Origin of the sequence: Nocardioides renjunii (assembly GCF_034661175.1) — a bacterium.
Taxonomy (GTDB): domain Bacteria; phylum Actinomycetota; class Actinomycetes; order Propionibacteriales; family Nocardioidaceae; genus Nocardioides; species Nocardioides renjunii.
The window spans coordinates 3,451,777-3,476,261 of record NZ_CP141058.1 but is presented as its reverse complement, the minus strand read 5'-3'; the positions used below and the strand labels follow the sequence as shown (position 1 = coordinate 3,476,261).

Sequence of the window (24,485 nt, the reverse complement as noted above, 5' to 3'; positions counted from 1 at the left end):
GCGGCGGCCCGGACCGGTAGCCTCCACCACGTGGGAGCCTTGGGTGCCGTCGACGGGTTCCAGCGCCGTCATCCCGTGCTGGGCTTCCCGCTCGCCGTGGTCTACAAGTACTTCGACGACCAGGGCCCCTACCTCGCCTCGGCGCTGACCTACTACGCGTTCATCGCGATCTTCCCGCTGATGCTGCTGGGCACCTCGATCCTGGGGCTGATCCTGCGCGGGGAGCCCCAGTGGCAGGAGCAGATCCTCAACTCGGCGCTCTCGCAGTTCCCGATCATCGGCGACGAGCTCGGCCGTCCCGACGGGCTGCAGGGCTCCCTCACGGGTGTCGCGGTCGGCGCGCTGGCCGCGCTCTACGGCGCGATGGGCCTGGGACAGGCGTTGCAGAACACCCAGCACGTCGCCTGGTCGGTGCCGCGCAACAGCCGCCCCAACCCGTTCTACGCCCGGCTCAAGACCCTCCTCCTGCTCGTCACGGCCGGCCTCTCGCTGCTCGCCGTCACGATCGTGTCCACCATCGCGAGCACCACCGACCTCTTCGGAGCCGTGGTCGCCGAGGGCCTCAAGGCGTTCCTGCCCGCGCTGACCATCCTCGTCGTGGGCACCTTCCTGACCCTGCTCTTCCGCTTCGCCGCCACCGGCCAGCACTCGTTCTGGCGGTCCGCGCCGGGCGGCTACACCCTGGCCGTCATGTGGCAGCTGCTCCAGCTCGGCGGTGCGGCCTACGTCGACAACGTGCTGGTCGACACCAGCTCGATGACCAAGACGTTCGGGCTCGTCCTCGGCCTCATCGGCTTCCTGTGGATCGGCGCCGTCATGGCCGTGCTCGCGATGGAGATCAACGTCGTGTGGTCGCGGCGGCTCTGGCCCCGCGCCCTCCTCACGCCCTTCACGGACAACGTCGAGCTGACCGACGCCGACCGCGAGGCCTACGCGCTCTACGCGCGGATGCAGCGCCACAAGGGCTTCGAGAAGGTGCAGGTGGTCTGGGAGCCCGGCCCCCGCGAGCTCGAGCAGCTCCAGCAGGCCGAGCGAGAGCCGGCCGCCCCCGAGCGCGCCCCCGAGCGCGCCCCCGAGCCCGCTGCCCAGCCCGACCGCCCGTCCTCCGGCACCCCTGCGTGACGTCGTACGTCACCGTGGCCCGACCGGCCACCGCCGAGGTCGAGGACCGCGGCTCGCGGTTCCTCTGCACGCTGCGTCGCGTCGACGACGAGGACCAGGCGCGTGCGCTGGTCGCCGGTCTGCGCCGCGCCCACCCGGACGCCCGCCACCACTGCTCCGCCCTCGTCCTGGGCCCGGACGGTGCCCTCCAGCGCTCGTCCGACGACGGCGAGCCGGCCGGCACGGCCGGGGCGCCGATGCTCGACGTGCTCAGGGGCGCCGGCGTCAGCGACGTGGCGGCGGTCGTGAGCCGGTGGTTCGGCGGCACGCTGCTGGGCGCCGGCGGGCTGGTGCGCGCCTACGGCGACGCCGTCCGCGGGGCGCTGGTCGAGGCCGGGACGGTCCGTCGCTCGTTGCTCACCGAGCTCGCCCTCGAGCTCGACCACGCCGACGCCGGCCGGGTCGAGGGGGAGCTGCGGGCGCGCGGCGTCACGGTTCTCGACGTGGCCCACGACGCCCGCGTGCGACTGCTGCTCGCCGCCGCGTCCGAGGAGGTCGACCGGGTGGTCGACGTGGTCGCCGCGGCGACGGCGGGCCGGAGCCGGCCCGTGCCGGTGGGGGAGCGCTGGGTGGACGGTCCGCCGCGCTAGCCGTCCTGGTCGGGCACGCTGCGCGACACGTCGCCGTCGATGTACACCCAGCGTTCCGCCCGCTGCTCGAAGCGGCTCACCTCGTGCATCCGGCCGCCCTCCCACGTGGCGACGAACTCGACGGTGTCACCGTCGGCGGCGAGGACCTGCAGCCCGGTCCACGTGGTGGCGGGGTCCGGCGCCACGTCGTCGGGACGGGTGCGCGGGTGCCACGTGCGGAACAGGTGGTCGGCGTCGCCCCGCACGTGCGCGGTGTAGCGCGAGCGCATCAGCTGCTCCGGCGAGGTCGCCTGCGCGGCATGGGCCAGCAGCGGCCCGCAGCACGCGTCGTACGACGCACCCGATCCGCACGGACAGGGTGGCTGGAGCTCGAGCATGCGAGGAGCAAAAGTGGTGGCCCGATGCTTCTTGTGCATGCGTGTAATCATGTAAGCAACGAAAAGGAGCAGCACATGATGACACCCGACGAGCACGAGGAAGGCCGCGGCAGCCGCGGCGAAGGACGCGGCCGCGGTCGACGCGGCGAGGCGCGGGGCGAGGGGCGCGAGGGCCGCGGCCGTCGCGGGGGCTGGCAGGTCGCCGACCTGCCGTCGGCCGTCGACGCCGGCGACTGGTTCCGCGGGCGCCTGCCCGACGACTGGTTCAGCGAGGTCGACGTGCGCACCGACCGCGAGGAGATCACGGTGATGGGCACGCTGTCCGAGGACAGGGCCGCGGGGGCGGACGGCGCCGAGGCGGAGGGCCGCATCAGCCGCTTCCGCTCCGAGACCAAGGCCGAGCGCATCGAGGTCGCGCTCGAGGCCCAGGCGCGCTACCAGCGCAAGGTCTCGTGGGGTGTGCGGCTCGGCGACGCCGAGGCGCTGTTCACCCACGTCGCCGCGCCGGTGATGACCCGGCTGCGCCAGCCCGAGCGGCAGGTGCTCGACACCCTCGTGGACGCCGGCGTCGCCCGGTCGCGCTCCGACGCGCTCGCGTGGTCGGTGCGACTGGTCGGCGAGCACGCCGAGGAGTGGCTGGGCCAGCTGCGCGAGGCGATGGCCGAGGTCGACAAGCTGCGGGGCGAGGGTCCCGCCCTCTGAGGCGACCCTCCGAGTCGCCTCTGTTGCGGAGACGCGCGGACAGAACCCGGGGCAGCCACCGCGCACGAGCGTGCGATGGCGCCGGAATCCGGTGTCCTGTCCGCGTGTCCACGCACTAGGTTCGCCGCCATGGCGATCCAGCGCACCGACCCACCCGTCGCCGCGGACGAGCTGACGACGCTCCGCGGCTTCCTCGACCACTTCCGCGCCACGCTGCGGCGCCAGGCCGAGGGCCTGGACGCCGAGCAGCTCACCCGCACCGTCGGCCGGAGCGACCTGGCCCTGGGCGGGATGCTCAAGCACCTCACGTTCGTCGAGCACTGGTGGTTCGAGGTGATGCTCCACGGCCGTGAGCCGAGCGGCATCTGGGCCGACGTCGACTGGGACGCCGACGAGGACTGGGACTGGCACAGCGCGGTCCACGACAGCCCGGCCGAGCTCGACGCGATGCTCGTCGAGCAGGTCGCGGCCTCGGACGCCGCGCTCGAGGAGGCCCTCGCCGACGGAGGCCTCGACCGCCTCGCGGTGCGCTCGCGGCGCGGTGAGCAGTGCAGCCTGCGCTGGATCCTGGTCCACATGGTCGAGGAGTACGCCCGCCACTGCGGACACGCCGACCTGGTCCGGGAGTCGATCGACGGGGCGAGGGACCTGTGAGGATCCGCCCGGCGACCGAGGCCGACTGGCCGGCGATCTGGCCGTTCTGGCGCGAGATCGTCGAGGCCGGCGAGACGTACGCCTACCCGCTCGGCGCCACCTCGGAGCAGGCGCGCGGGTGGTGGTTCGACGGCAGCCACGTCGTGGTGCTGGTCGGCGACAAAGACGGACGGATCCTCGGCACGGCCAAGATGGGACCCAACCGGCCCGGCCGCGGCTCCCACGTCGGCACCGCGTCGTTCATGGTGGACCCCTCCGCGCGCGGTCGCGGCGTCGGCCGCACGCTGGGCGCCCACGCCGTCGAGTGGCACCGGGAGCAGGGCTTCGCCGGCATCCAGTTCAACGCCGTGGTCGAGACCAACACCGCCGCCGTCCGCCTGTGGCAGGACCTCGGCTTCGTGGTCGTCGGCACGGTGCCCGGCGCCTTCGACAGCGCCAGCCACGGCCGGGTCGGGCTGCACGTGATGTACCTCGACCTCTCCTGAGGTGGGCGGGTCGGAGCGGCCCGAGGCCCTCGGCGCACCTTCGAGCGCACTCGACGTTGCGGGCCCGGTCTAGCGTGGAGGACGTGACTGCACCGACCCAGCACCCCGAAGCCAGCACCCTCGGCCAGCTCCGCGCGAGCGGCCACGAGCTCAAGACCCTCCGCCAGGAGATCCGCGACAACCTGCTGGCCCGCCTGGCCCGCGGCGAGGACCCGTGGCCGGGCCTCCACGGCTTCTCCGAGACCGTCATCCCCCAGGTCGAGCGGGCGCTTCTCGCCGGCCACGACATCGTGCTGCTCGGCGAGCGCGGGCAGGGCAAGACCCGGCTGCTGCGCTCCCTCGTCGCACTGCTCGACGAGTGGACGCCGGTCATCTCCGGCTCCGAGCTCGGCGAGCACCCCTACGAGCCGATCACCGTCACCTCGCAGCAGGCGGCCGCGACCTACGGCGACGACCTGCGCATCTCGTGGCGCCACCGCGACGAGCGCTACGCCGAGAAGCTGGCGACGCCGGACACCTCCGTCGCCGACCTCATCGGCGACGTCGACCCGATGAAGGTCGCCGAGGGCCGCCACCTCGGCGACCCGGAGACGATCCACTTCGGGCTGATCCCGCGCAGCCACCGCGGCATCGTCGCCATCAACGAGCTGCCCGACCTCGCCGAGCGGATCCAGGTCGCGATGCTCAACGTGATGGAGGAGCGCGACATCCAGATCCGCGGCTACATCCTCCGCCTGCCGCTCGACGTGCTCGTCGTCGCGAGCGCCAACCCGGAGGACTACACCAACCGCGGGCGGATCATCACCCCGCTCAAGGACCGCTTCGGCGCCGAGATCCGCACCCACTACCCGCGCGAGGTGGAGCAGGAGATCGCGGTCATCGAGCAGGAGGCCGACCTCGTCGCCGAGGTGCCGGCCTACCTGATCGAGGTGCTGGCGCGGTTCACCCGCCACCTGCGCGACTCGCAGTCGGTCGACCAGCGCTCGGGCGTCAGCGCCCGCTTCGCCATCGCCGGCGCGGAGACGATCGCCGCCGCCGCGCTGCACCGCGCGACCACCCAGGGCGAGGAGCAGGCGGTCGCCCGCGTCGTGGACCTCGAGACCGCGGTCGACGTGCTCGGCGGCAAGATCGAGTTCGAGACCGGCGAGGAGGGCCGCGAGACCGAGGTGCTGACCCACCTGCTCCGGACCGCCGTCGCCGAGACGGTGCGGGCCCACCTCGCGGGCATCGACCTGCGGCTGCTGGTCGACGCGATCGAGGGGGGCGCGATGGTGAGCACCGGCGCCAGGGTCGGTGCCCGCGACTTCCTGGCCGGACTGCCCGTCCTGGGTGAGTCCGACCTCTACGACGCGGTGTGCGACCGGCTGGGCGCGACCAACGACGGCGAGCGCGCCGCCGCGCTCGAGCTGGCCCTGGAGGGGCTCTACCTCGCCCGCAAGATCGGCAAGGACACCGACGCCGGGGAGACCGTCTATGGCTGAGACGCGCGAGCGGGTGGCCGACGCCGTCCTCCGTCCCGGCACGGTCGAGGACATCCCGGCACTGCGCGCCCTCGGCGAGGCCGTCGTGCCGCCGACCTACGGCCCGATCGACGCGGCGTACGCCCAGCTGATGCTCGACCAGTGGTGGACGCCGGAGCGCTTCGCCGACACGCTGCCGCGGGTGCGGATGCTGCTCGCCGAGCGCGACGGGCAGGTCGTCGCGATGACCAGCTTCGGACGGCTCTCGGCCTCGCACCGCGACTTCCCGCACGTCACCGGCGACCGCGAGGTGATGTGGAAGCTCTACGTCCACCCCGACCACCAGGGGCTCGGGATCGGGCGACGGCTGCTCGCGGAGGTCGAGGCGATGGTCGAGGGCGACGAGCTGTGGCTCGAGGTGGTCGACGGCAACGACCAGGCCTTCGCCTTCTACCGCGCGCACGGCTTCGAGGAGGCCGAGCGCGTGGGTGACCGTGGGTGGCCCGACGACGTCTGGATGAGGAAGAGCCTCCGATGAGCCGGTTCACGCGCTACGACGGCGGCGACCCGCTCGCCCCTCCGGTCGACCTGGCCGACGCCCTCGACGCCATCGGCCAGGACGTGATGGCCGGCTACTCGCCCGAGCACGCGATGCGTGAGTACCTGCGACGCGGCAGCGAGGACCAGGCCGGGCTCGACGAGCTCGCCCGGCGGGTGGCCGAGCGACGCCAGGAGATCCTGCAGCGCAACAACCTCGACGGCACCATGCGCGAGGTGCGCGAGCTCCTCGACAAGGCGCTGCTCGCCGAGCGCGGGCAGCTGGCCCGCGACATCACCATGGACGACGGCGACCGCGACTTCCGCGAGATGGTGCTCGACAACCTGCCGCCCTCGACCCCCGCCGCGGTGAGCGAGCTGTCGTCGTACGACTGGCAGTCCTCCGAGGCGCGCGAGTCCTACGAGCAGATCAAGGACCTGCTCGGCCGCGAGCTGCTCGACCAGCGCTTCGCCGGCATGAAGCAGGCCCTCGAGGGCGCCACCGACGAGGACCGGGCCGCGGTGCAGGAGATGCTCGGCGACCTCAACGAGCTGCTCGAGAAGCACGCGCAGTCCGACGGCTCGGACGAGGACAGGGCCGCCGTCGACGAGGCGTTCGGTGAGTTCATGGACAAGCACGGCGACTTCTTCCCCGAGGGCCCGCAGGACATCGACGAGCTGCTCGACCAGCTCGCCCAGCGCGCCGCGGCGGCCCAGCGGATGCTCAACTCGATGACCGAGGAGCAGCGCCAGGAGCTGATGGAGCTGTCGCAGCAGGCGTTCGGCTCGCCGCAGCTGATGGAGCAGCTCGCCCGCATGGACGCCAACCTCCAGGCGCTGCGCCCCGGCGAGGACTGGTCGGGCTCGGAGGGCTTCGAGGGGGAGCAGGGCATGGGCCTCGGCGACGGCACCGGCGCCTTCCAGGACCTCGCCCAGCTCGACGCGCTGGCCGACCAGCTCGCGCAGTCGCACCGCGGCGCCCGCCTCGACGACGTCGACCTCGAGGCGCTGGCCCGGCAGGTCGGCGACGACGCTGCCGTCGCCGCCAAGACGCTGCAGGAGCTCGAGCGGGCGCTGCGCGACAGCGGCTACCTCAAGCGCGGCTCCGACGGTGAGCTGCGGCTCTCGCCCAAGGCGATGCGCCAGCTCGGCAAGGCGCTCCTGCGCGACGTCGCCGACCGGATGAGCGGGCGCTCCGGCGCCCGCGAGACGCGTACGACGGGACTCGCGGGCGAGCCGTCCGGTGCGAGCCGCCGGTGGGAGTTCGGCGACACCGAGCCGTGGGACGTCTCCCGCACGATCACCAACGCGGTGCTGCGCGACGGCGGCTCGCCGGTGCGCATCCAGGTCGACGACATCGAGGTCGTCGAGACCGAGGCGCGGACCCAGGCGGCCGTCGCGCTGCTGGTCGACACCTCGTTCTCGATGGCGATGGACGGGCGCTGGGTGCCGATGAAGCGCACCGCGCTGGCGCTGCACCAGCTCATCCGGTCACGGTTCCGCGGCGACGACCTGCAGCTGATCGCCTTCGGCCGGCATGCGCAGGTGATGGAGATCGAGGAGCTGACCGGGCTCGACGCCCGGTGGGACAAGGGCACCAACCTGCACCACGGGCTGCTGCTGGCCAACCGGTTCTTCCGCAAGCACCCCAACGCCCAGCCGGTGCTGCTGGTCGTCACCGACGGCGAGCCGACCGCCCACCTCGAGAGCGACGGCGAGGTGTGGTTCTCCTACCCGCCGCACCCGCTGACGATCGCCCACTCCGTCCGCGAGCTCGACGCGGCCGCGCGGCTGGGGGCGCAGGTGACGTTCTTCCGGCTGGGGGAGGACCCCGGCCTGGCCCGGTTCATCGACTCGATGGCCCGACGGGTCGACGGCCGGATGGTGAGCCCCGAGCTCGACGACCTCGGCGCCGCGGTGGTCGGGTCCTACCTCGGGTCCCGCAGCCCCGCGTCGTCGTACCGCGAGCAGTTCGGCGACCTCTACGGCGGCCGGGGGTTCTGGGTCTAGGCCGCCTGCTCACGTCAGGAGGTAGAACCGCCAGAACCCGAAGTCCTCGATCGGCAGGACCTCCATGTCGGTGAAGCCTGCCTCGCTCGCGTACGCCTTCAGCACCGCGGGACGCATCACGGTGCCGGTCCCCGCGCTCGGCCGTCGGGACAGGCCGTCGGGGAGGCAGATGAGCAGGCTGAAGCCGTACATCAGCCGCTCGAGCTCGTCGCCGTCGGGAGCGAACGTCTCGGCGACCGCCTCGTCCATCACCACCAGGCAGCCACCCGGCGCGAGCGCCCGGCGCACGGCGGACAGGACCTCGACCGGCGCGGGCATGTCGTGGACGCACTCGAACGCGAACGCCACGTCGTAGCTGCCCGGGGCGAGGTCCGCGGCATCGCCGTGGCGGAACTCGACGGCCACCCCGGCAGCCGCTGCGTTGGCGCGAGCCAGCTCCACCGACGGGCGGTCGATGTCGATTCCCGACACGTCGGCATCCGGATAGGCCCGGGCCAGGGCGATCGTCGACCACCCCCCGCCCGCCCCGACGTCCAGCACGGAGGCACCCGGCCTGCTCAGCGCCTCGTGCACCCGGGGTACGTCCGCGAGGGCAGGAGCCAGCCGTGAGTCGAACCACGGGCGGTTGCCGTCGGCCTGCGACTCGCGGGCGTCGGACCCGAGCTGCTCCCAGGAGACGCCGCCGCCCGTGCGGTAGGCCTCGACCAGCTGCGGCAGGGTGGGCCCGGTCGCGGCGAACATCCGGGCGAAGGGTGCCAGGTGGTTCACGCTGGCGGTGTCGGTCATCACCTCGGCCGTTGCCGGCGGGATGGAGAACATCCGCTCGTCGGGTCCGCCGTCCTGCTGGACCGTGAGGTATCCCGTGACGGCCTGCTGCTCGAGCCACTCGCGGGCATACCTGGCGTCGGTCCCGGTGCGTTCGGCGAGCGTCGGCGCGGACGCCGGACCGTCGTCGACGAGGCTGCGATACCAGCCGAGGCGGTCGCCGAGGTAGACGGACAGGACGTCGATGGTGCCCAGCAGGGAGCCGAAGAGGCGCTCGGCCAGCTGCTCGGAGGACAAGTCGGTCATCCTGCAGTGTGGCAGCGTGCGGCCCGACTGGAGCTCACACGTACGGGGTGGTCTCGCCGCCTCAGCTGTTGCTGATGAGGCATCGTCGGATGTGCGGCCCACCTTGGCGCGGGCGCCGCGAGTGGTGGCGGCAGGTTGCCGTTCCGGCGGCCTCGTACGTGCGGTGTGCCGCCACCTTGCCGCGGGTGCACCGGGTGGTGGCGGCTGGTGGCGGCAGGTTGCCGTTCCGGCGGCCTCGTACGTGCGGTGTGCCGCCACCTTGGCGCGGGCGCCGCGGGTGGTGGCGGCAGGTCGCCGTTCCGGCTGCCTCGTACGTGCGATGTGCCGCCACCCTCAGCGCCGCGGACCACCCCTACGAGCCCGCCGCCTCCAGCATCCGGAGCAGCTCGGCGCCCATCTGCTCGACCACGGCCTGCAGCCCCTTGGCCGGTCGCACCATCACGGTGAAGTCGGCGATCAGGCCGTCCTCGTCCCAGGTGATGATGTCGACCCCGGAGACGTCGAGGCCCCCGACCTCGGTGCGGAACTGCAGGACGGCCGAGTCCTCGCCCAGCCACTCGCGCTCGTAGGTCAGCGCGGGGCCGAGCACCGTGAAGGCGGCGGTGAGGTAGCCGACGACGGTGTCGCGGCCCTGCTGCGGGGTGTGCACCGCCGGGCTGCGGAAGACTGCGTCCTGCGCGACCAGGCCCGGCAGCCCGGCAGGGTCGCGGCTCTCGACGACGGCGTGCCAGCGGGCGAGGGAGGTGGAGGCGTCCATGCGCGTCATCGTGCCACCTCGCCCGCGCCCGGGCGGTGGGCTCAGTCGACGGCGAATCCCGGCAGCGACTCCTCGAGGATCCCGCGGAACGGCGCCGTCGCGCCGAGCTGGCTCAGCAGGCCGATGCCACCGAGCCAGGTGCGGTGGATCAGCAGGTAGGAGGTCGGCAGGTTGAGCCGGGTGTTGAGGGTGAACGTCTCCGCGCGCGGGTCGTTGACCCGCTCGAACTGCTCGCGCATCCACTCGCGGGTGAAGGTGAAGCGCTCGTGGCCGGCGGGCTCCACGAAGGGCGCGAGGTAGGACAGCACGAGGGCCGGGTCGACGTCGATGTGCTCCTTGATGAAGCCCTCCTCGCGCAGCCCGGCGACGAGCGACTCCTCGTCGGACTCGAGGGCGATCCGCATCAGCCGCCCCATCGCCGCGGGCAGGGTGCCGCCGGGCAGCCGGGCCACGGCACCGAAGTCGAGGACGCCGAGCCGGCCGGGCTCGCCGTCGGGACCGGGCAGGATGCGGAAGTTGCCGGGGTGCGGGTCGGCGTGCAGCATGCCGGTGCGGTGCGGCCCCTCGAAGAGGAAGCGGACGAACAGCTCGCCGTAGTGGTCGCGCTCCTCCTGGGTCCCCTCGCGGATGATGTGGGCGAGCGAGTAGGGCGAGTCCATCCACTCCGTGACGAGCACCTCGCCGCCCACGGCCACCACGCCGGGCACCACGATGTCGGGGTCGCCGGCGAACGCCTCGGCGTACGCCGACTGCGCCTCGGCCTCGAGCGTGTAGTCGAGCTCGTCGGCGGCCCGCGCCTGGAGCTCGGCGACGAGCGGCTTGATGTCGATCCCCGGGAAGACCGGCGCGACCCCGCGCGCGACCCGGGCGATCTGCCGCAGGTCGCTCATCAACGCCTCGCCGGCACCGGGGTACTGCACCTTGACCGCGACGTCGCGCTCGGTGCCGTCGGCGCCCGTGGCGTGGTCGACCCAGCGTCCGCGGTGGACCTGGCCGATCGACGCTGCCGCGGTCGGGGCGCCGTCGAGCCACACGAGGCGCTCGCGCCAGTCCGCGCCGAGGTGCTGGGTGAGCTGCTCGCGGACCGTCGCGGTGGGCATGGGTGGAGCCGAGTCCTGCAGCGCGGTGAGGTGCTCGCGGTAGGGGGCCGAGACCTCCTCGGGCAGCGCCGCCTCGAGCACGCTGAGCACCTGCCCGAACTTCATCGCGCCGCCCTTGAGCTCGCCGAGCGTGCGGAAGAGCTGCTCCGCCGTGCGCTGCTGGACGTCGGACAGGACGGCCTCGGCGGGCTTGCCGCCCAGCCGCCTGCCGAGGCCCCACGCCTGCCGCCCCGCATAGCCCAGGGGCAGCGCAGCGAGTCGTGCCGTACGGGCGGCGGCCTTGCGCGGCAACTCGGTCATGGGGCCATTGTCCCCTGCGGACGAAACGAGTTCTCGTACCTCGCGTGACCTGTCGCGCGTCGCGTCGTTGAGAAGGCCAGAACCCCACCTTCCAGGAGGCACCGTGCGACCCAAGATCCTGCTCGCCTGCGCCGCGAGCGTCCTCGCCGCGTCGGCGACGGCCGCCGCCGGCGGCACGGTCCCGGAGTCCCTCCTGGCCACAGTCGCAGCACTCGGATGACCCGCCAGGGCGCCGAGGGCTGAGCAAGACCCTCTCCAGGGGTGACCCACCGTGCATACAGGGGCGCGGTGGAAGGGCGGGCGGGAGCCACAGGCTCCCGCCCGCCCGGTCTTTGCGTCGGTGCCGGGGACCGTCTCTGGGAGGCTGGAGGCATGGACGTCGAGTTCCGCGGAGAGCTGGTCGAGTGGCGCGGGCCGGCGCCGTTCCACTTCGTGCGGCTCCCGCCCGACGCCGCGGACCTCGTCGACGAGGTCAAGGCGGAGGTCGTCTACTGGGGCGTGGTGCCGGTGCGGGCGCGGATCGGCGACAGCGAGTTCACCACGTCGATGTTCCCCCGCGAGGAGACGTGGTTCCTGCCGGTCAAGGTCGCGGTGCGCACCGCCGAGCGCCTCGAGCTGGGCGACGTGGTCGACGTACGCCTCTCGGTCGGTCGCTAGTCGGCCGGTCGGTGGGTCGGTCGGCAGGTCGGTCGGCCGCGCGGTCAGCCGGTCGCGGCCGCCGTACGACCACGGCGGGCGGTCAGGTAGAGGCTGAGCACGACGTAGTAGACGACGTAGGCGATCGAGATCGTCAGCCAGACCACGCCCGGGTCGGGCACCTGCGTCAGCAGCACGGCATAGCTGGCCAGCCAGAGCGTGGTGAGCACGAGCGTCGGCGTCTGCAGCGTGGCGGTGCGCGAGGGGTAGACGTAGCCGATGGGGACGAACACGAGCACGGCGCAGACCAGGAGCACCACCGCGACCGTCGCCGGCCGTAGGTCGAGCACGACGACGTAGAACGCGGCGATGTTCCAGTAGCTCGGGAAGCCGAGGAACAGGTGGTCGTCGGTCTTGGCGTCGACGCGGCAGAACTGGTAGCCCGAGGCGAGGAGCGGGATGACGGCGAGCACCGTCGCCGAGACACCCTCACCGAGGAAGCCGGCGCTCCACAGCAGCACCATCGGCATGAAGGCGTAGGTGATGTAGTCGACGATGTTGTCGAGCAGCGCCCCGTCGAACCACGGGACGTGGCGCTTCACCTGCACCCACCGCGCGAGCATGCCGTCGGTGCCGTCGACGACCATCGCGGCGAGGAAGAGCCAGAGGCCCCGGATGGTGTCGCCCTCCATCACCGCGATGACGGTGAGGAAGGCCAGCACGAGGCCCGAGGCGGTGTAGGCGTGCACCAGCCACGAGGCGGCGATCCAGAGGGGCTGCCGTCGCGACGCCACACGTCTCCTCGGTCGGTCGGGTCCTGCTGGGCATGCGGATCATGTCAGACGAGGGACCGACACCAAGGATCCACAGCGCAGGCGGCGCGATGCAACCTTCTGCCGCGCAGGCGCGTCCACATCACATGAACACCTCACCGAAGACGTCCGCGCGCACCGCCGCCCGGCTGGGCGCCGCGACCCTGGCGGCCGCCGCCCTGACCCTGACCCAGCTCGCTCCCGCCGGTGCCGACAGCATCGGCGTAGCGGACCCGAAGGACCTCGGCCACGGCGTCGACCTCCGCTCCGTCGAGGTCGAGCACGGTGCCCGCAACGTGGTCATCACCACGACGCACACCGACCTGCGCGAGTCGTTCCGCAGCGGGTCCTCCGGCTCGGTGTTCATCGACACCGACCCCACGGACACCGGGCCGGAGTACGTCTTCACCGGCGGCTTCTTCGTCGGCACGGACTACCAGCTGGTCACCACCGACGGGTTCGCCCAGGGCGCCGTGGGCCAGCCGGTGGAGGGCTCCTACCGGATGCGCGTCGACTACGACCGCGAGCACGTGCGCATCCGGATCGCCCGTGACGCGATCGGCTCGCCCGCGGAGGTGCGGGTCGCCGTACGCGTCGCGGGCACGCGACCTGACGGGAGCACCACCCGGACCGACTGGCTCGGGGAGCCGCGCACCTTCACCGAGTGGGTCGCGCAGTAGGCCCCCGCCTGGGGCGCCGGGTCGTCACTTGACGACCCGGACCTCCTGCGGCCAGCCACACCCCTCGGCCACCCGGGCGGCCCACATCTTGGCCGTCTCGATGTCCGGCACGTCGATGATGGTGATGCCGCCGAGGTACTCCGTGGTCTCGGTGTAGGGGCCGTCGCTGACCACCATGGTGCCGCTGGTGCCGTCGGCGCTGAACGCCTCGGCCATGTCCTCGACGAGTCCCCCCGCGAAGACGAGCACCCCGGCCTCCTCCATGTCTCGGACGACCGCCGTCGACGGCTCGACCCTGCTGAGGAACCACTCCAGGTCGTGGTCACCGACCCACTGCTGGTGGAAGTAGATGGCGTACTGAGTCATGTCACTCCTCCGGTGCGGCCCGCCCGGTGCGGCCCGTCACCACTCTGACGGACGGGACGGGCCCGCATCGACACTCCTCGGCCAGGAATCGGTCCGGGTCCCGGGCCAGTCGACCGACGGGGAGCGGTTGCGTTCATATGCTGGCCCGGCGGGTACAGCAGCCCAGCACGAGCAACAGGTCAGAGGTGGTGGGGTCGTGAAGAAGTCGTCTAGGTCCAGCGTGGGGCTGGTGCTGGCGTTGGTAACGAGCGTGCTGATCGGCGGGGCGGTCGCGGCCACCGCGGCCGACGCCGCAGCAGGGTCGGTCCAGCCCGCTCCCGTGGCGCAGGCCGTAGGACAGGCGTCGCGCGAGGGCCGCCCTGCGGCGTCGCGCCACAAGCCCGGCAACGGCTGGCGAGCACCGAGCGGGCCGTTCTTCAACGACCCGCACCGCGCGGCCGGCCACTTCCGCATCGAGCAGAAGGTCGTCCAGACCATCAACCACACGCCGAGGGGCGCGTCGATCAGGATCGCGATCTACTCCCTCGACCGGATGCCGGTGGCGCAGGCCCTCGCCAAGGCCCACCGTCGCGGGGTGCAGGTGCAGATCCTGCTGAACGACCACTGGGAGACCCCCGCGATGAAGGTGATCCGCGCGGAGATCGGCAAGGACCGCCGGCGCAACAGCTGGATCTACAAGTGCCGGCAGAGCTGCCGGGGAGCGGCCAACGAGTTCAACAACCTGCACTCGAAGTTCTACCTTTTCAGCGAGGCCGGCCGGTCCGCCGACGTCGTCGCCGTGGGGTCGGCCAACATGACCCGTAACGCCGCCGTCCACCAGTGGAACGACCTCTACTTCACCGACGGCGACCACGAGCTGTTCCGCCAGTTCGTCGGGCTCTTCAAGGACATGAGCAAGGACTACGACACCCGCCAGGAGCCGATCGGCTTCTGCGGGACGCCGCTCACCGGCGCGTGCGACGACGCCGTCGACAAGCACACCGCGGTCGCCTTCCCCCGCGTCTCGGGGCCCAAGAACGACCTCGTGATCGACATGCTCGACCGCGTGCAGTGCCGGGGCACCGACCCGGTCACCGGTCAGCGCACCCGGACCCGGCTGGCCCTGTCGATGCACACGATGCGTGGCGAGCGCGGTGACTACCTGGCCGCCGCGATCCGCAAGAAGTACGTCCAGGGCTGCGACGTGCGCGTGAGCTACGGCCTGATCGGCTTCCACACGAAGGGCGTCCTCGGCGCACCGACCGCCCGCGGCCGGATCCCGCTGCGCTCGACCGGACTGGACTACGACACCGACGACAACTTCGACCTCAACAACGACGGCGTCGACGACCTCATCCTCGACTACTACAGCCACCAGAAGTACTTCGTCATCCAAGGCACCTACGCCGGTGTGCCCAACACCGAGATGGTGCTGACCGGCTCGGTGAACTGGTCGAGCCTCAGCACCGCCAACGACGAGGTGTGGTTCACCGTGCGCGGAGGCGTCGTGGCGCGCAAGTACCTCGCGAACTTCAACTACCAGTGGGACCACGCGCGCAACTCGCGCAACGCCTACACGACGACGTACGCCAACTTCCGGGTGCCGCGGACGGTGCGAGACCCCGACGGGACGGTGCGCACGATCTGGGTGACGGTGCGCCGCCCGGTCACGACCGTGGAGCGCGACCCCTACCTGCCCGGGCCCTACTGGGAAGCCGACTGAGGAGTCGCCCGAGCGCGAGCAACACTGTCGAGGTGATCTCCTTCGACCTCGCACGCCGCCTGCACGACGCCGGACTCGCGTGGTCGCCGGCCAACGGTGACCGGTTCTGGCTGCCCGACCGCGACCTCGACGAGACGGTCTTCACCGTCAGCGACATGGTGGTGGAGGTCCGCGACCAGCCCGCCGGACGCGTCTTCGCCTTCAACGGCACGACCGAGTGGGCGCTGGACGACGTGGAGGAGACCGAGGCCATGTGGCTGCCTCGCCTGGACCAGCTCCTCGACGTCCTCGGCCCGCGCTTCGTCAGCCTCACCGCGCGCTCGGGCGGGCACGTCGTGCTCGTCGAGGCCGGCCCGCGTCGCGAGGAGCACGTCGACGTCACGGCGGACGGCGCGGCCGGGCGCGCCGTGCTGAGCCTGCTGGGGAGCGGCCTCAGGTAGTGGCGGGGAACTTCACGCCCGTGTTGGCGTGGCAGCGGTAGCCGAACGGGTTCTTCGCGAGGTACTGCTGGTGCACGTCCTCGGCGTAGAAGTACGGCGTCTCGCTGGACGGGCGGATCTCGGTGGTGATCTCCCCGAGACCGCGGCGGGCCAGCTCCTCGCCGTAGACCTTGGTCAGCTCGCGGGCGGTCTGCTCCTGCTCGGGCGTGGTCCAGTAGATCGCGGAGCGGTACTGGGTGCCCACGTCGTTGCCCTGGCGCATGCCCTGCGTGGGGTCGTGGATCTCGAAGAACGTCTTCAGCAGGTCGGCGTAGGAGACGACGGTGGGGTCGAAGACCACGCGGACCGCCTCGGTGTGGCCGGTCCGACCGCTGCACACCTCCTCGTAGGTCGGGTTCGGCGTGCTGCCGCCGGCGTAGCCGACCGACGTCGACCAGACGCCCGGCACCTGCCAGTAGATCTCCTCGGCACCCCAGAAGCAGCCGAGGCCGAGGATCGCGACCTCGTGGCCCGCCGGTGCCTCGTCGGTCACGACGGGGGTGTGCAGGACGAGGTGCTCCCCGAGGCTCCACATCGACTCGGTGCGGCCCGGGAGCGCCTGGTCGGGGGTGGGCAGGGTCGTGGGCTTGCCGAAACCGAACATGGCTCCATCATCCCTCGCAGCGCAAGGGACGTGTCCCGGGAGACCCTCCCGGCGCCTAGGTGAAATTACGCGGTCTAGTCGTGGTGCTGTCACTGATGTGCATGTGCCGTGGCGAGAGGACGGTGAAGAGATCCGCAGCACTCGTCGGAAAGGAACTGTGATGTCTTCACGTCGATCGATCCGAAGGCCACTCGTCGCCCTCCTCGTAGGCGTCCTGGTCGGGGGCGGCCTCATGGCCGTCACGCCGGCAGGCGCCGAGGTCAGCAACGCCGTGGCCACCAACTGGAACAAGATCTGGAACAAGGAGCTCAAGCCGCAGGCCGACCAGCGGTACTACACCAAGAAGAAGAGCAACAAGAGGTACTACACCAAGTCGGACTCCGACGCGAAGTACCAGGCCGCCGGCTCGGGCTACACGAAGGCCGAGTCCGACACCAAGTACCAGCCCAAGGGCAGCTATGCGCTCACCGGCTCGTCGTACACCAAGGCCGAGAGTGACGCGAAGTACGCGCCGTACCCGAAGGTGTTTCGGGGTGTCTGGGCCTTCAGCTCGTCCAGCAACACAGAAGCCTCGTTCACCGAGATCACCTACCCGGAGCTCTCTGCCGAACCCACCGCCCACTTCATTCCCCTGGGTGGGGTCGTCCCTGCTGGGTGCGGGGGGACGCCCGCTGCTCCGACGGCGTCGGCCGGTCACCTGTGCGTGTTCCAGGCGTCCGACAACAACATGGGCACCGTCACCCTCACCCGAGCGACGTTCGGGACCGGGCCGGTCGGGGGTACCTTCGGCGCTGTGCTGTGGGCGTTCTCCTCGAGCGCGACCTACGGCTACACGACCGGGACCTTCGCCGTGAGCCCCCTCGCCCTGGCCGTTCCCGGCCGGACCAGCCCGTCCACCGACGCTGACGGAACCGCCGGTCGACCGTAGCGGCGGAGATCAGCTCCCCGGGCTACAGCTCAGAGGAAGGAACGTCCGCCGCATCGGGGGGTGCGGCGGCCGTTCCGCTGTCCCGGGCACCGACCGCTGGGTCTACGCTCGGAGGGTGACCCAGGAACGCGCCAACAAGGCCGGGTTCGAGACGCGTGCGATCCACGCCGGCTACGAGCCCGACGAGATGACGGGGGCGGTCATCCCGCCCATCTACGCGAGCAGCACCTACAAGCAGGACGGCGTGGGCGGCCTGCGCGGCGGCTACGAGTACAGCCGCTCGGCCAACCCGACGCGTACGGCGCTCGAGGGCGCGCTCGCGGCCGTCGAGGACGGCGAGCGGGGGTTCTCCTTCGCCTCCGGCCTCGCCGCCGAGGACACGATCATCCGCGCGCTCACCGGCGCCGGCGGGCACGTCGTGATCCCCGACGACGCCTACGGCGGGACGTTCCGCCTCTTCGACAAGGTCGCCAAGGTCTGGGGCCTCGACCACACCCCGGCCCCGGTGGCCGACACCGAGGCGATGGCCGCCGCGATCGTCCCGGGCCGCACCCGGCTCGTGTGGGTGGAGACCCCCACCAACCCGATGCTCACCATCGGCGACATCGAGGCGCTCGCCGGCGTCGCCCACGACGCCGGCGCCCTGCTCGTCGTCGACAACACCTTCGCCTCGCCCTACCTCCAGCAGCCGCTCACGCTCGGCGCCGACGTGGTCGTCCACTCCACGACCAAGTACGTCGGTGGGCACAGCGACGTCGTCGGGGGAGCGGTCGTCGTGCGCGACCACGAGCTCGCCGACAAGATCGCGTTCCACCAGAACGCCATGGGCGCGGTGTCCGGCCCCTTCGACGCGTTCCTCACCCACCGCGGCCTCAAGACCCTCGGCGTGCGGATGGACCGCCACTGCGACAACGCGGAGCGGGTGGTCGAGTTCCTCGACGGCGACCCGCGGGTCACCGAGGTCATCTACCCCGGCCTGGCGTCGCACGCCGGCCAGGAGGTCGCGTCGCGCCAGATGAAGCGCTTCGGCGGGATGGTCTCGTTCCGCGTCGCCGGCGGTGTCGACCGGGCGCTCGCGGTGTGCGACCGCGCCGAGGTGTTCACGCTCGCCGAGTCCCTCGGCGGCATCGAGTCCCTCATCGAGCACCCTGGCCGGATGACCCACGCCAGCGTGGCGGGCACCGACCTCGAGGTGGCCGACGACTTGGTCCGGCTCAGCGTCGGCATCGAGAGCATCGAGGACCTGGTCGCGGACCTCGACCGAGCGCTGGGGTGAGCATGCCCGAGGGTCCGGACGTCCGCTTCTCGCTGGCCAACGAACGGACCTTCCTCGCCTACCAGCGCACCGCCGTCGGCCTGGTCGCCGCAGCGCTGGCGGTGTTCCACCTGCTCGACCCGTCGTGGGCCCAGCGCCTGCTCGGCGTCCTGCTCATCGGTGCGGCGCTGGTCGCCGCCGGTGGCGGCTGGCTCCGCTTCCGGCAGGCCGACCGGGCGATCCGCGCCGGTCGTGAGCTGCCGGTCGGGAGCACGGTGCACGTCCTGGCGTTCGCGGTCGTGGCGCTCGTCGTCGTCGCCGGCATCTCGGTGGTCGTGTGAGCGTCGTCCTCTGCGTGGACTTCGGGTCGACGTTCACCAAGGCCGCCGCGGTCGACGTCCACACCGGCGACCTGCTCGCGACCGCGAGCCACCCCACGACCCTGCCCACGACCCAGCCCGACGGGGACGGGCGCGGCGACGTCCTCGACGGGTACGACGCCTGCGTGGCCGCCCTCGTCGAGCAGGAGCCGCGGGCCGCCGACGCCGACGTGCTCGCCTGCTCCAGCGCCGGCGGTGGCCTGCGGGTCGCAGTCGTGGGCAACGAGGAGCTGGTCACCGCCGAGGCCGGACGCCGTGTCGCGCTCTCCAGCGGCGGCAAGGTCGTCCTGGTGCTCTCCGGCGGCCTCGACGGGGCCAAGCTGGCCGAGCTGCGCGCCGCCGAGCCCGACGTGGTGCTCCTCGTCGGTGGCACCGACGGCGGCAACGCCGAGGTGCTCGAGGGTGACGCCGCCTTCCTCGCCGGGGTGCCGTGGCCGGGCCCGGTCGTCGTCGCGGGCAATGTCGAGTCCCAGCCCGTCGTCCGCGCCGCGCTCGAGGAGTCGGGGACCCCGCACGTCCTCGCCGACAACGTCGTGCCCCGGATCGGCGTGCTGGCCCCCGACAGCGCGCGCCGCGCGATCCGCGAGATCTTCCTCAGCCACGTCATCGGCGGCAAGCACCTCAGCAGCCGCACCGACGCGCGCGGCCGCTCCTTCACCGACCTGGTCCGCGGCGCGACGCCGGACGTCGTGCTGACCGGGGTCGAGCTCCTCGCCCGGGGCCTCGACGAGCAGCACCGCGGGGCCGGCGACGTGGTCGTCGTCGACGTCGGCGGCGCCACGACCGACGTGCACAGCGTCGTCGAGCTCGACCCCGAGGACAGCGGCCTGGCCCGCGAGGTGGTGGCCACCACGCCCGTGACCCGCACGGTGGAGGGCGACCTCGGCATGCGGTGGTCGGCGATCTCGACGGTGGAGGCCGCCGGTCGCGACGACCTGTCCGCGGCCGCCGTACGCCGTCGCGCGCACCCCGACCTGCTGCCCGACGACGGGGCTGACGGTGACGCCGAGCGGGAGGCCGACCTGGAGATCGCGGCCGCCGCCGTGCGGATCGCCCTCGAGCGCCACGCGGGCCGCAGCAAGGTGGTCGTGAGTCCCGAGGGCCGGGTCGTGGAGCGCAGCGGCAAGGACCTCCGCGAGGTCGACCTGATGGTGGGCTCGGGCGGCGTGCTGCGCCACGGCGGGCCCGACGCCGTACGCCGGGTGCTGCTGCCGGCGACGGGCGACGCCTTCGAGGGAGGGTGGCAGCTGCCGCGCGACCCGGTGGTGGTGGTCGACCGCGACTACGTGCTGGCGGCGGCCGGGCTCCTGGCCGAGGAGCACCCGATCGCGGCGCACCGCCTGGTCAGCCGACTGCGCTCGGCCGGTGATGGGTAGCGTGGCGGGGTGAGCCAGCAGCACGCGCCCGGCAGCGACCGGGCCGACGACCGGTCCGACCTCCCCGGGGACGAGGAGTCGCGCCGACGCCGGCTCTTCGCCGCCCTCGGTCGCAGCGACGAGGAGGACCGGCTGACCGAGCGGATCCTGTCGCAGTGGGCGCAGCTGCGCGCCGAGCGCAGGGTCGAGCCGGCCTTCACGACGGGGCCGTCCAACTTCAGCCGCGCCCAGGTGCCGTGGGGTCTCGACCTCGCCGCCGCGTGGTCGTGGCGGCTCATCGTCATCGCGACGGCGGGCCTCGGCGTGCTGTGGCTGATGCGCTTCTTCGCCGTCATCACCCTGCCCATCGCCATCTCGCTCCTCGTCGCCGCGCTGGCCTCGCCGCTGGTCAGCTCGCTGCGCCGGGCCGGCCTGCCGCGCGGGGCCGCGACCGGCCTCGTGATGCTGCTCGGCATCGGGACGGTCGCGCTGCTGCTCACCTACGTCGGCCAGCAGGTCGCCCAGGGCGCCAGCGACCTCGCCGACTCGGTCGTCACCGGCCTCGACCAGGTCCGCGACTGGCTGCGCAACGGCCCGCTCAGCGTCTCCGACTCCCAGCTCGACGGCTACATCGAGGGCGTGCAGGGGGCGATCACCGACAGCACCGGCACCGACGGCATGGTCACCCGCGTCACGGAGGTCGGGACCGCGGTCGGGCACGTGGTCGCGGGCTTCTTCATCGTGCTGTTCTCGACCTACTTCTTCCTCGCCGACGGCAAGCGCATCTGGGCGTGGATGGTGCGGCTCGCGCCGCGCGCCGCCCGCGAGCGGATCGACGCGTCCGGCCAGGTGGCCTGGGTGTCGCTCACCCAGTTCGTGCGGGCGACCGTGCTGGTGGCGATGGCCGACGCGATCGGCATCATGCTCGTCGCCTACTTCCTGCAGGTGCCCTTCGTCGTCGCGATCGGCGTGCTGGTCTTCCTCGGCGCGTTCGTGCCGATGATCGGTGCCACGGTCGCGGGCTCCGTCGCGATCCTGGTGGCGCTGGTGGACCAGGGCCCCTGGACGGCGCTGCTCATGCTCGGCGGCGTCATCCTCGTCCAGCAGGTCGAGGGCCACATCCTCCAGCCGTTCCTCATGGGCCGCTTCGTCTCGCTCCACCCGCTCGGCGTCATCGTGGCGATCGGGTGCGGCGTGCTCGTCGCGGGCATCGCGGGCGCGCTCATCGCCGTACCCCTCGCCGCCGCCGGCAACGCCGTCGCGCAGCACCTGGCGAGCTACACCTCGATCGGCGACGACGAGCCCGACGACGCGCTCGACACCGACCTGGCGACCGACGGCCTGCCACCCGACGTGGTGCCCGACGACGACAGCCCGCTGGCCGGCCCGGACGCGCCGGACGACGACTCCGGCCCCCGCGACCGCCGCCCCTCCGACCAGCACGAGGACCAGCCATGACCCAGCAGGTGACGCTCGCCGACGTGCTCGAGGCCCGCAAGGCGCTGGAGGGCCTCACCGTCACGACGCCCATGGAGGAGTCCCGCTGGCTGTCCACGCTCGTGGGCGGGCCGGTCTCGCTCAAGTGTGAGAACCTCCAGCGCACCGGCTCGTTCAAGTCACGCGGGGCCTACGTCCGGATGTCGCGGCTCTCCGCGGAGGAGCGCGCCAACGGCGTCGTCGCGGCGTCGGCGGGCAACCACGCCCAAGGTGTCGCCCTCGCCGCCGCGACGCTCGGCATCCGGTCGACGGTGTTCATGCCGGAGGGTGCCCCGATCCCCAAGGAGAAGGCGACCCGGGGCTACGGCGCCGAGGTCGTCTTCCACGGCCGCTACCTCGAGGACTCGCTCGCCCGGGCGCGGGAGTTCGCCGCGGAGACCGGCGCCGTGCTGATCCACCCCTTCGACCACGTCGACATCGTCGCGGGCCAGGGGACGCTCGGCCTCGAGGTCCTCGAGCAGTCACCCGACGTGCGCACCGTGCTGGTCCCGACCGGTGGCGGGGGACTGCTGGCCGGCGTCGCGATCGCGATCAAGGGGCTGCGCCCCGACGTACGCGTGGTGGGCGTGCAGGCCGAGGGGGCCGCCGCCTACCCGGGCTCGCTCGCCGCTGGCCGGCCCGTGGCGCTGGAGTCGATGACCACGATGGCCGACGGCATCGCGGTCGGCCGTCCGGGCGACATCACCTTCGCCGCGGTGCGCGACCACGTCGACGACATCATCACCGTCTCGGAGGAGTCGCTGTCCCAGGCGCTGCTGGCGCTGATCGAGCGCGCCAAGCAGGTCGTCGAGCCGGCCGGGGCGGCCGCGGTGGCCGCGATGCTCGACAACCCGGGCGGCTTCGAGACCCCCGCCGTGGCGGTGCTGTCCGGGGGCAACATCGACCCCCTCCTGCTCAACAAGGTGATCCGGCACGGCCTCGCCGCCGCCGGGCGCTACCTCTACCTCCGCGTCTGCATCCCCGACCTCCCCGGCGGGCTCGCGTCCCTGCTGACCGAGGTCGGCGCCGAGGGCGCCAACGTGCTCGAGGTCGCCCACGAGCGCATCTCGCCGACGCTCAACCTCAACGAGGTCGAGGTCCGCATCCAGCTCGAGACGCGCGGCGAGGCGCACGCCGAGCACCTGATGGCCCGGCTGCGCGAGCGCGGCTACCGCGTCCACGACTGATCGGGCCGCCCGCGACGGCCGACCGCCGCTGTGGTTTCCCCGCATAGGCGGGGAAACCCGAACATCTGGAGGCGTACACGCCTGCAGATGTTCGAAGATCCCCGCCTATGCGGGGAAACCGAGAGCGTCCGAAATGCCGCGGAGCGGTGAGTGGTGCAGGTTCTCCGCCGGGAGAAGCTGCCTCACTCACCGCTCCTGCGGTGGTGCTCGCGAGGTGACGCCGGGGCGCTGACCTCAGGGCTGGTAGGGCTCCGCGTCGACGATGGTGACGGTGAGGTCCTTGCCGCTGGGCGCGGTGTAGGTGACCTCGTCGCCCTTGGACTTGCCGTTGATCGCGGCGCCCATGGCGGACTGGGGCGAGTAGACGTCGAGGTCGTCGCCCTCGGTGAGGTTCTCGCGGGCGCCGAGGAGGAACTTCTCGGTGTCGCCGCCGCCGAAGTCGACGGTCACGACCATGCCGGGCTCCACGACGCCGTCGTTGGGCGGCGTCTCACCGACCTCGGCCTTGCGGAGGATGTCCTCGAGCTGGCGGATGCGGGCCTCCTGCTTGCCCTGCTCGTCCTTGGCGGCGTGATAGCCGCCGTTCTCCTTGAGGTCGCCCTCGTCACGGGCGGCGGAGATGCGCTCGATGATCTCCTGGCGCTTGGGACCCTTGAGGTCCTCGAGCTCGGCCTGCAGCTTGTCGTAGGCCTCCTGGGTCAGCCAGATGGTGCCCTGGTCGGTCATGTGTCTACTCCTGCTTCACGTGGTACTGGATGCGGCGGTGCCGTGGGTGTGCCTCAGCGCCCCCGCATCGGGTCGGTGGTGCGTCCTCCGTCCGATCGGAGTCGGCGCGGCAACGGACTGGGCCAGCGCACCCGGACGGGCAGAACGATCAGGTTAGCAAGCCGGGGGCGAAAGTGCAGGTCGTACGACGGCCGCGGACGCGGCGCCGTACCGCGGGGCGTCCTGCGTGGGTCGGCGAGGTGGTCGGCGAGGTGGTCGGCGAGGTGGTCAGCGGGGGCGGGGCTGGCCGGGTGCGGTGCACCCGAGCTTCTCGACCGTGGTGGCGCGCCGCTCGGTGCGGATGACCACCTCGTTGGTGCCGTCGACGGGCGTGAAGGCCAGCTCGCCGACCGTCGTGTGGTCCTCGGAGTAGGCACGCACCCGGCAGGTCGCCTCGACGTCGTCGGCGAGCTCGACGTTGACCCGGGAGCGGACCTCGTGGTCGCCGGTGACGTCGTAGGTGATCACCTCGGAGGTGACCGCGGGCGTGCTGTGGAACCACGCCGTCCACGCCAGCCAGGTCAGCCCGACCACGGCGACGAGGACCGCGACGCCGATGGTGACGGGGCGGCGCCACGGCGCGGGTGCGCCGTACCGTTCGGCGAGGTCGGTGGTCACGCACAGAAGCCTAAGTCGCCCCTCCTAGAATCAGCGGC

Annotated in this window: 27 protein-coding genes; 18 read left to right on the top strand and 9 right to left on the bottom strand. The window is 72.3% G+C overall.

Going from position 1 to position 24,485, the window contains the following annotated elements; genetic code table 11:
- The first annotated feature begins 30 nt into the window (after positions 1-30).
- Positions 31-1,122 carry a YihY/virulence factor BrkB family protein gene (locus SHK17_RS16655; protein WP_322423014.1) on the top strand — a complete coding sequence of 364 codons (1,092 nt, stop codon included), beginning with the start codon at positions 31-33 and terminating at the stop codon, positions 1,120-1,122.
- Positions 1,119-1,751, top strand: a complete 633-nt coding sequence (locus SHK17_RS16650; protein ID WP_322920038.1) for an IMPACT family protein — start codon at positions 1,119-1,121, stop codon at positions 1,749-1,751. Before SHK17_RS16655 ends, SHK17_RS16650 begins: the two co-directional genes overlap by 4 nt.
- On the opposite strand, the gene SHK17_RS16645 is transcribed toward SHK17_RS16650, so the two are convergent.
- The gene (locus SHK17_RS16645) at positions 1,748-2,167 is read right to left on the bottom strand and encodes a YchJ family protein (RefSeq protein WP_322920037.1); all 420 of its coding nucleotides are present in this window, start codon (positions 2,165-2,167) and stop codon (positions 1,748-1,750) included. The two genes, SHK17_RS16650 and SHK17_RS16645, sit on opposite strands and share 4 nt — an antisense overlap.
- Positions 2,168-2,203: 36 nt before the next feature.
- Between SHK17_RS16645 and SHK17_RS16640 the strand changes: the two genes are divergently transcribed.
- The 6 genes from SHK17_RS16640 (at position 2,204) to SHK17_RS16615 (ending at position 7,976) form a co-directional block, all read left to right on the top strand.
- Positions 2,204-2,830, top strand: a complete 627-nt coding sequence (locus tag SHK17_RS16640) for a hypothetical protein (protein ID WP_322920036.1) — start codon at positions 2,204-2,206, stop codon at positions 2,828-2,830.
- Positions 2,831-2,959: 129 nt separating this feature from the next.
- The gene (locus SHK17_RS16635) at positions 2,960-3,484 is read left to right on the top strand and encodes a DinB family protein (RefSeq protein WP_322920035.1); all 525 of its coding nucleotides are present in this window, start codon (positions 2,960-2,962) and stop codon (positions 3,482-3,484) included.
- Positions 3,481-3,969, top strand: coding sequence for a GNAT family N-acetyltransferase (locus SHK17_RS16630; protein WP_322920034.1), 489 nt, complete (start codon positions 3,481-3,483; stop codon positions 3,967-3,969). The genes SHK17_RS16635 and SHK17_RS16630 overlap by 4 nt, the downstream gene beginning before the upstream one ends.
- Before the next feature lie 83 nt (positions 3,970-4,052).
- The gene (locus SHK17_RS16625; RefSeq protein ID WP_322920033.1) at positions 4,053-5,450 is read left to right on the top strand and encodes a MoxR family ATPase; all 1,398 of its coding nucleotides are present in this window, start codon (positions 4,053-4,055) and stop codon (positions 5,448-5,450) included.
- The gene (locus SHK17_RS16620; RefSeq protein ID WP_322920032.1) at positions 5,443-5,967 is read left to right on the top strand and encodes a GNAT family N-acetyltransferase; all 525 of its coding nucleotides are present in this window, start codon (positions 5,443-5,445) and stop codon (positions 5,965-5,967) included. Before SHK17_RS16625 ends, SHK17_RS16620 begins: the two co-directional genes overlap by 8 nt.
- Positions 5,964-7,976, top strand: coding sequence for a vWA domain-containing protein (locus tag SHK17_RS16615; protein WP_172266094.1), 2,013 nt, complete (start codon positions 5,964-5,966; stop codon positions 7,974-7,976). Before SHK17_RS16620 ends, SHK17_RS16615 begins: the two co-directional genes overlap by 4 nt.
- Before the next feature lie 9 nt (positions 7,977-7,985).
- Here the strand turns inward: SHK17_RS16615 and SHK17_RS16610 are convergent, their stop codons facing one another.
- The 3 genes from SHK17_RS16610 to SHK17_RS16600 all read right to left on the bottom strand — a co-directional run bounded on the left by SHK17_RS16610 (position 7,986) and on the right by SHK17_RS16600 (position 11,204).
- On the bottom strand, positions 7,986-9,047 hold the full coding sequence (locus SHK17_RS16610; RefSeq protein WP_322920031.1) for a class I SAM-dependent methyltransferase: 1,062 nt from the start codon (positions 9,045-9,047) through the stop codon (positions 7,986-7,988).
- Between the two features lie 352 nt (positions 9,048-9,399).
- A complete protein-coding gene (locus SHK17_RS16605) occupies positions 9,400-9,804 on the bottom strand; it encodes a nuclear transport factor 2 family protein (protein WP_322920030.1) in 405 nt (134 codons plus the stop codon).
- 41 nt (positions 9,805-9,845) lie between these two features.
- Positions 9,846-11,204 carry an ABC1 kinase family protein gene (locus SHK17_RS16600; RefSeq protein ID WP_322920029.1) on the bottom strand — a complete coding sequence of 453 codons (1,359 nt, stop codon included), beginning with the start codon at positions 11,202-11,204 and terminating at the stop codon, positions 9,846-9,848.
- A 372-nt stretch (positions 11,205-11,576) separates the two neighbouring features.
- On the opposite strand from SHK17_RS16600, the gene SHK17_RS16595 reads away from it, so the two are divergent.
- A complete protein-coding gene (locus SHK17_RS16595; protein ID WP_172266082.1) occupies positions 11,577-11,861 on the top strand; it encodes a DUF1905 domain-containing protein in 285 nt (94 codons plus the stop codon).
- A gap of 44 nt (positions 11,862-11,905) precedes the next feature.
- On the opposite strand, the gene SHK17_RS16590 is transcribed toward SHK17_RS16595, so the two are convergent.
- Positions 11,906-12,634, bottom strand: coding sequence for a CDP-alcohol phosphatidyltransferase family protein (locus SHK17_RS16590; RefSeq protein ID WP_322920028.1), 729 nt, complete (start codon positions 12,632-12,634; stop codon positions 11,906-11,908).
- Positions 12,635-12,759: 125 nt separating this feature from the next.
- Between SHK17_RS16590 and SHK17_RS16585 the strand changes: the two genes are divergently transcribed.
- Positions 12,760-13,332, top strand: a complete 573-nt coding sequence (locus SHK17_RS16585) for a hypothetical protein (protein WP_322920027.1) — start codon at positions 12,760-12,762, stop codon at positions 13,330-13,332.
- Between the two features lie 24 nt (positions 13,333-13,356).
- On the opposite strand, the gene SHK17_RS16580 is transcribed toward SHK17_RS16585, so the two are convergent.
- Positions 13,357-13,698, bottom strand: a complete 342-nt coding sequence (locus SHK17_RS16580; protein ID WP_322920026.1) for a YciI family protein — start codon at positions 13,696-13,698, stop codon at positions 13,357-13,359.
- A gap of 196 nt (positions 13,699-13,894) precedes the next feature.
- Between SHK17_RS16580 and SHK17_RS16575 the strand changes: the two genes are divergently transcribed.
- Both SHK17_RS16575 and SHK17_RS16570 read left to right on the top strand, forming a co-directional pair.
- The gene (locus SHK17_RS16575) at positions 13,895-15,400 is read left to right on the top strand and encodes a phospholipase D-like domain-containing protein (protein WP_322920025.1); all 1,506 of its coding nucleotides are present in this window, start codon (positions 13,895-13,897) and stop codon (positions 15,398-15,400) included.
- Between the two features lie 32 nt (positions 15,401-15,432).
- Positions 15,433-15,840 (top strand): pilus assembly protein CpaE, encoded by a 408-nt coding sequence (locus tag SHK17_RS16570; protein ID WP_322920024.1) that lies wholly within the window; start codon positions 15,433-15,435, stop codon positions 15,838-15,840.
- Here the strand turns inward: SHK17_RS16570 and msrA are convergent.
- Positions 15,833-16,483, bottom strand: a complete 651-nt coding sequence (gene msrA, locus SHK17_RS16565) for a peptide-methionine (S)-S-oxide reductase MsrA (RefSeq protein WP_172266064.1) — start codon at positions 16,481-16,483, stop codon at positions 15,833-15,835. The two genes, SHK17_RS16570 and msrA, sit on opposite strands and share 8 nt — an antisense overlap.
- Positions 16,484-16,715: 232 nt before the next feature.
- Here msrA and SHK17_RS16560 point away from each other — a divergent pair, with 232 nt between their 5' ends.
- The 6 genes from SHK17_RS16560 (at position 16,716) to ilvA (ending at position 23,064) form a co-directional block, all read left to right on the top strand.
- Positions 16,716-17,411 carry a hypothetical protein gene (locus SHK17_RS16560; RefSeq protein WP_322920023.1) on the top strand — a complete coding sequence of 232 codons (696 nt, stop codon included), beginning with the start codon at positions 16,716-16,718 and terminating at the stop codon, positions 17,409-17,411.
- Positions 17,412-17,526: 115 nt separating this feature from the next.
- Positions 17,527-18,687: a cystathionine gamma-synthase gene (locus tag SHK17_RS16555; protein ID WP_322920022.1), complete on the top strand. Its 1,161-nt coding sequence runs from the start codon at positions 17,527-17,529 to the stop codon at positions 18,685-18,687.
- A 2-nt stretch (positions 18,688-18,689) separates the two neighbouring features.
- Positions 18,690-19,007, top strand: a complete 318-nt coding sequence (locus SHK17_RS16550) for a DUF202 domain-containing protein (protein ID WP_172266059.1) — start codon at positions 18,690-18,692, stop codon at positions 19,005-19,007.
- The gene (locus tag SHK17_RS16545; protein WP_322920021.1) at positions 19,004-20,422 is read left to right on the top strand and encodes a glutamate mutase L; all 1,419 of its coding nucleotides are present in this window, start codon (positions 19,004-19,006) and stop codon (positions 20,420-20,422) included. Before SHK17_RS16550 ends, SHK17_RS16545 begins: the two co-directional genes overlap by 4 nt.
- A 9-nt stretch (positions 20,423-20,431) precedes the next feature.
- A complete protein-coding gene (locus SHK17_RS16540; RefSeq protein ID WP_172266053.1) occupies positions 20,432-21,859 on the top strand; it encodes an AI-2E family transporter in 1,428 nt (475 codons plus the stop codon).
- Positions 21,856-23,064 carry a threonine ammonia-lyase gene (gene ilvA, locus SHK17_RS16535; protein ID WP_322920019.1) on the top strand — a complete coding sequence of 403 codons (1,209 nt, stop codon included), beginning with the start codon at positions 21,856-21,858 and terminating at the stop codon, positions 23,062-23,064. The genes SHK17_RS16540 and ilvA overlap by 4 nt, the downstream gene beginning before the upstream one ends.
- A gap of 234 nt (positions 23,065-23,298) precedes the next feature.
- Here the strand turns inward: ilvA and greA are convergent, their stop codons facing one another.
- The gene (gene greA, locus SHK17_RS16530) at positions 23,299-23,790 is read right to left on the bottom strand and encodes a transcription elongation factor GreA (RefSeq protein WP_172266047.1); all 492 of its coding nucleotides are present in this window, start codon (positions 23,788-23,790) and stop codon (positions 23,299-23,301) included.
- Positions 23,791-24,057: 267 nt separating this feature from the next.
- On the bottom strand, positions 24,058-24,447 hold the full coding sequence (locus SHK17_RS16525; protein ID WP_172266044.1) for a DUF4307 domain-containing protein: 390 nt from the start codon (positions 24,445-24,447) through the stop codon (positions 24,058-24,060).
- Positions 24,448-24,485: the final 38 nt, after the last annotated feature.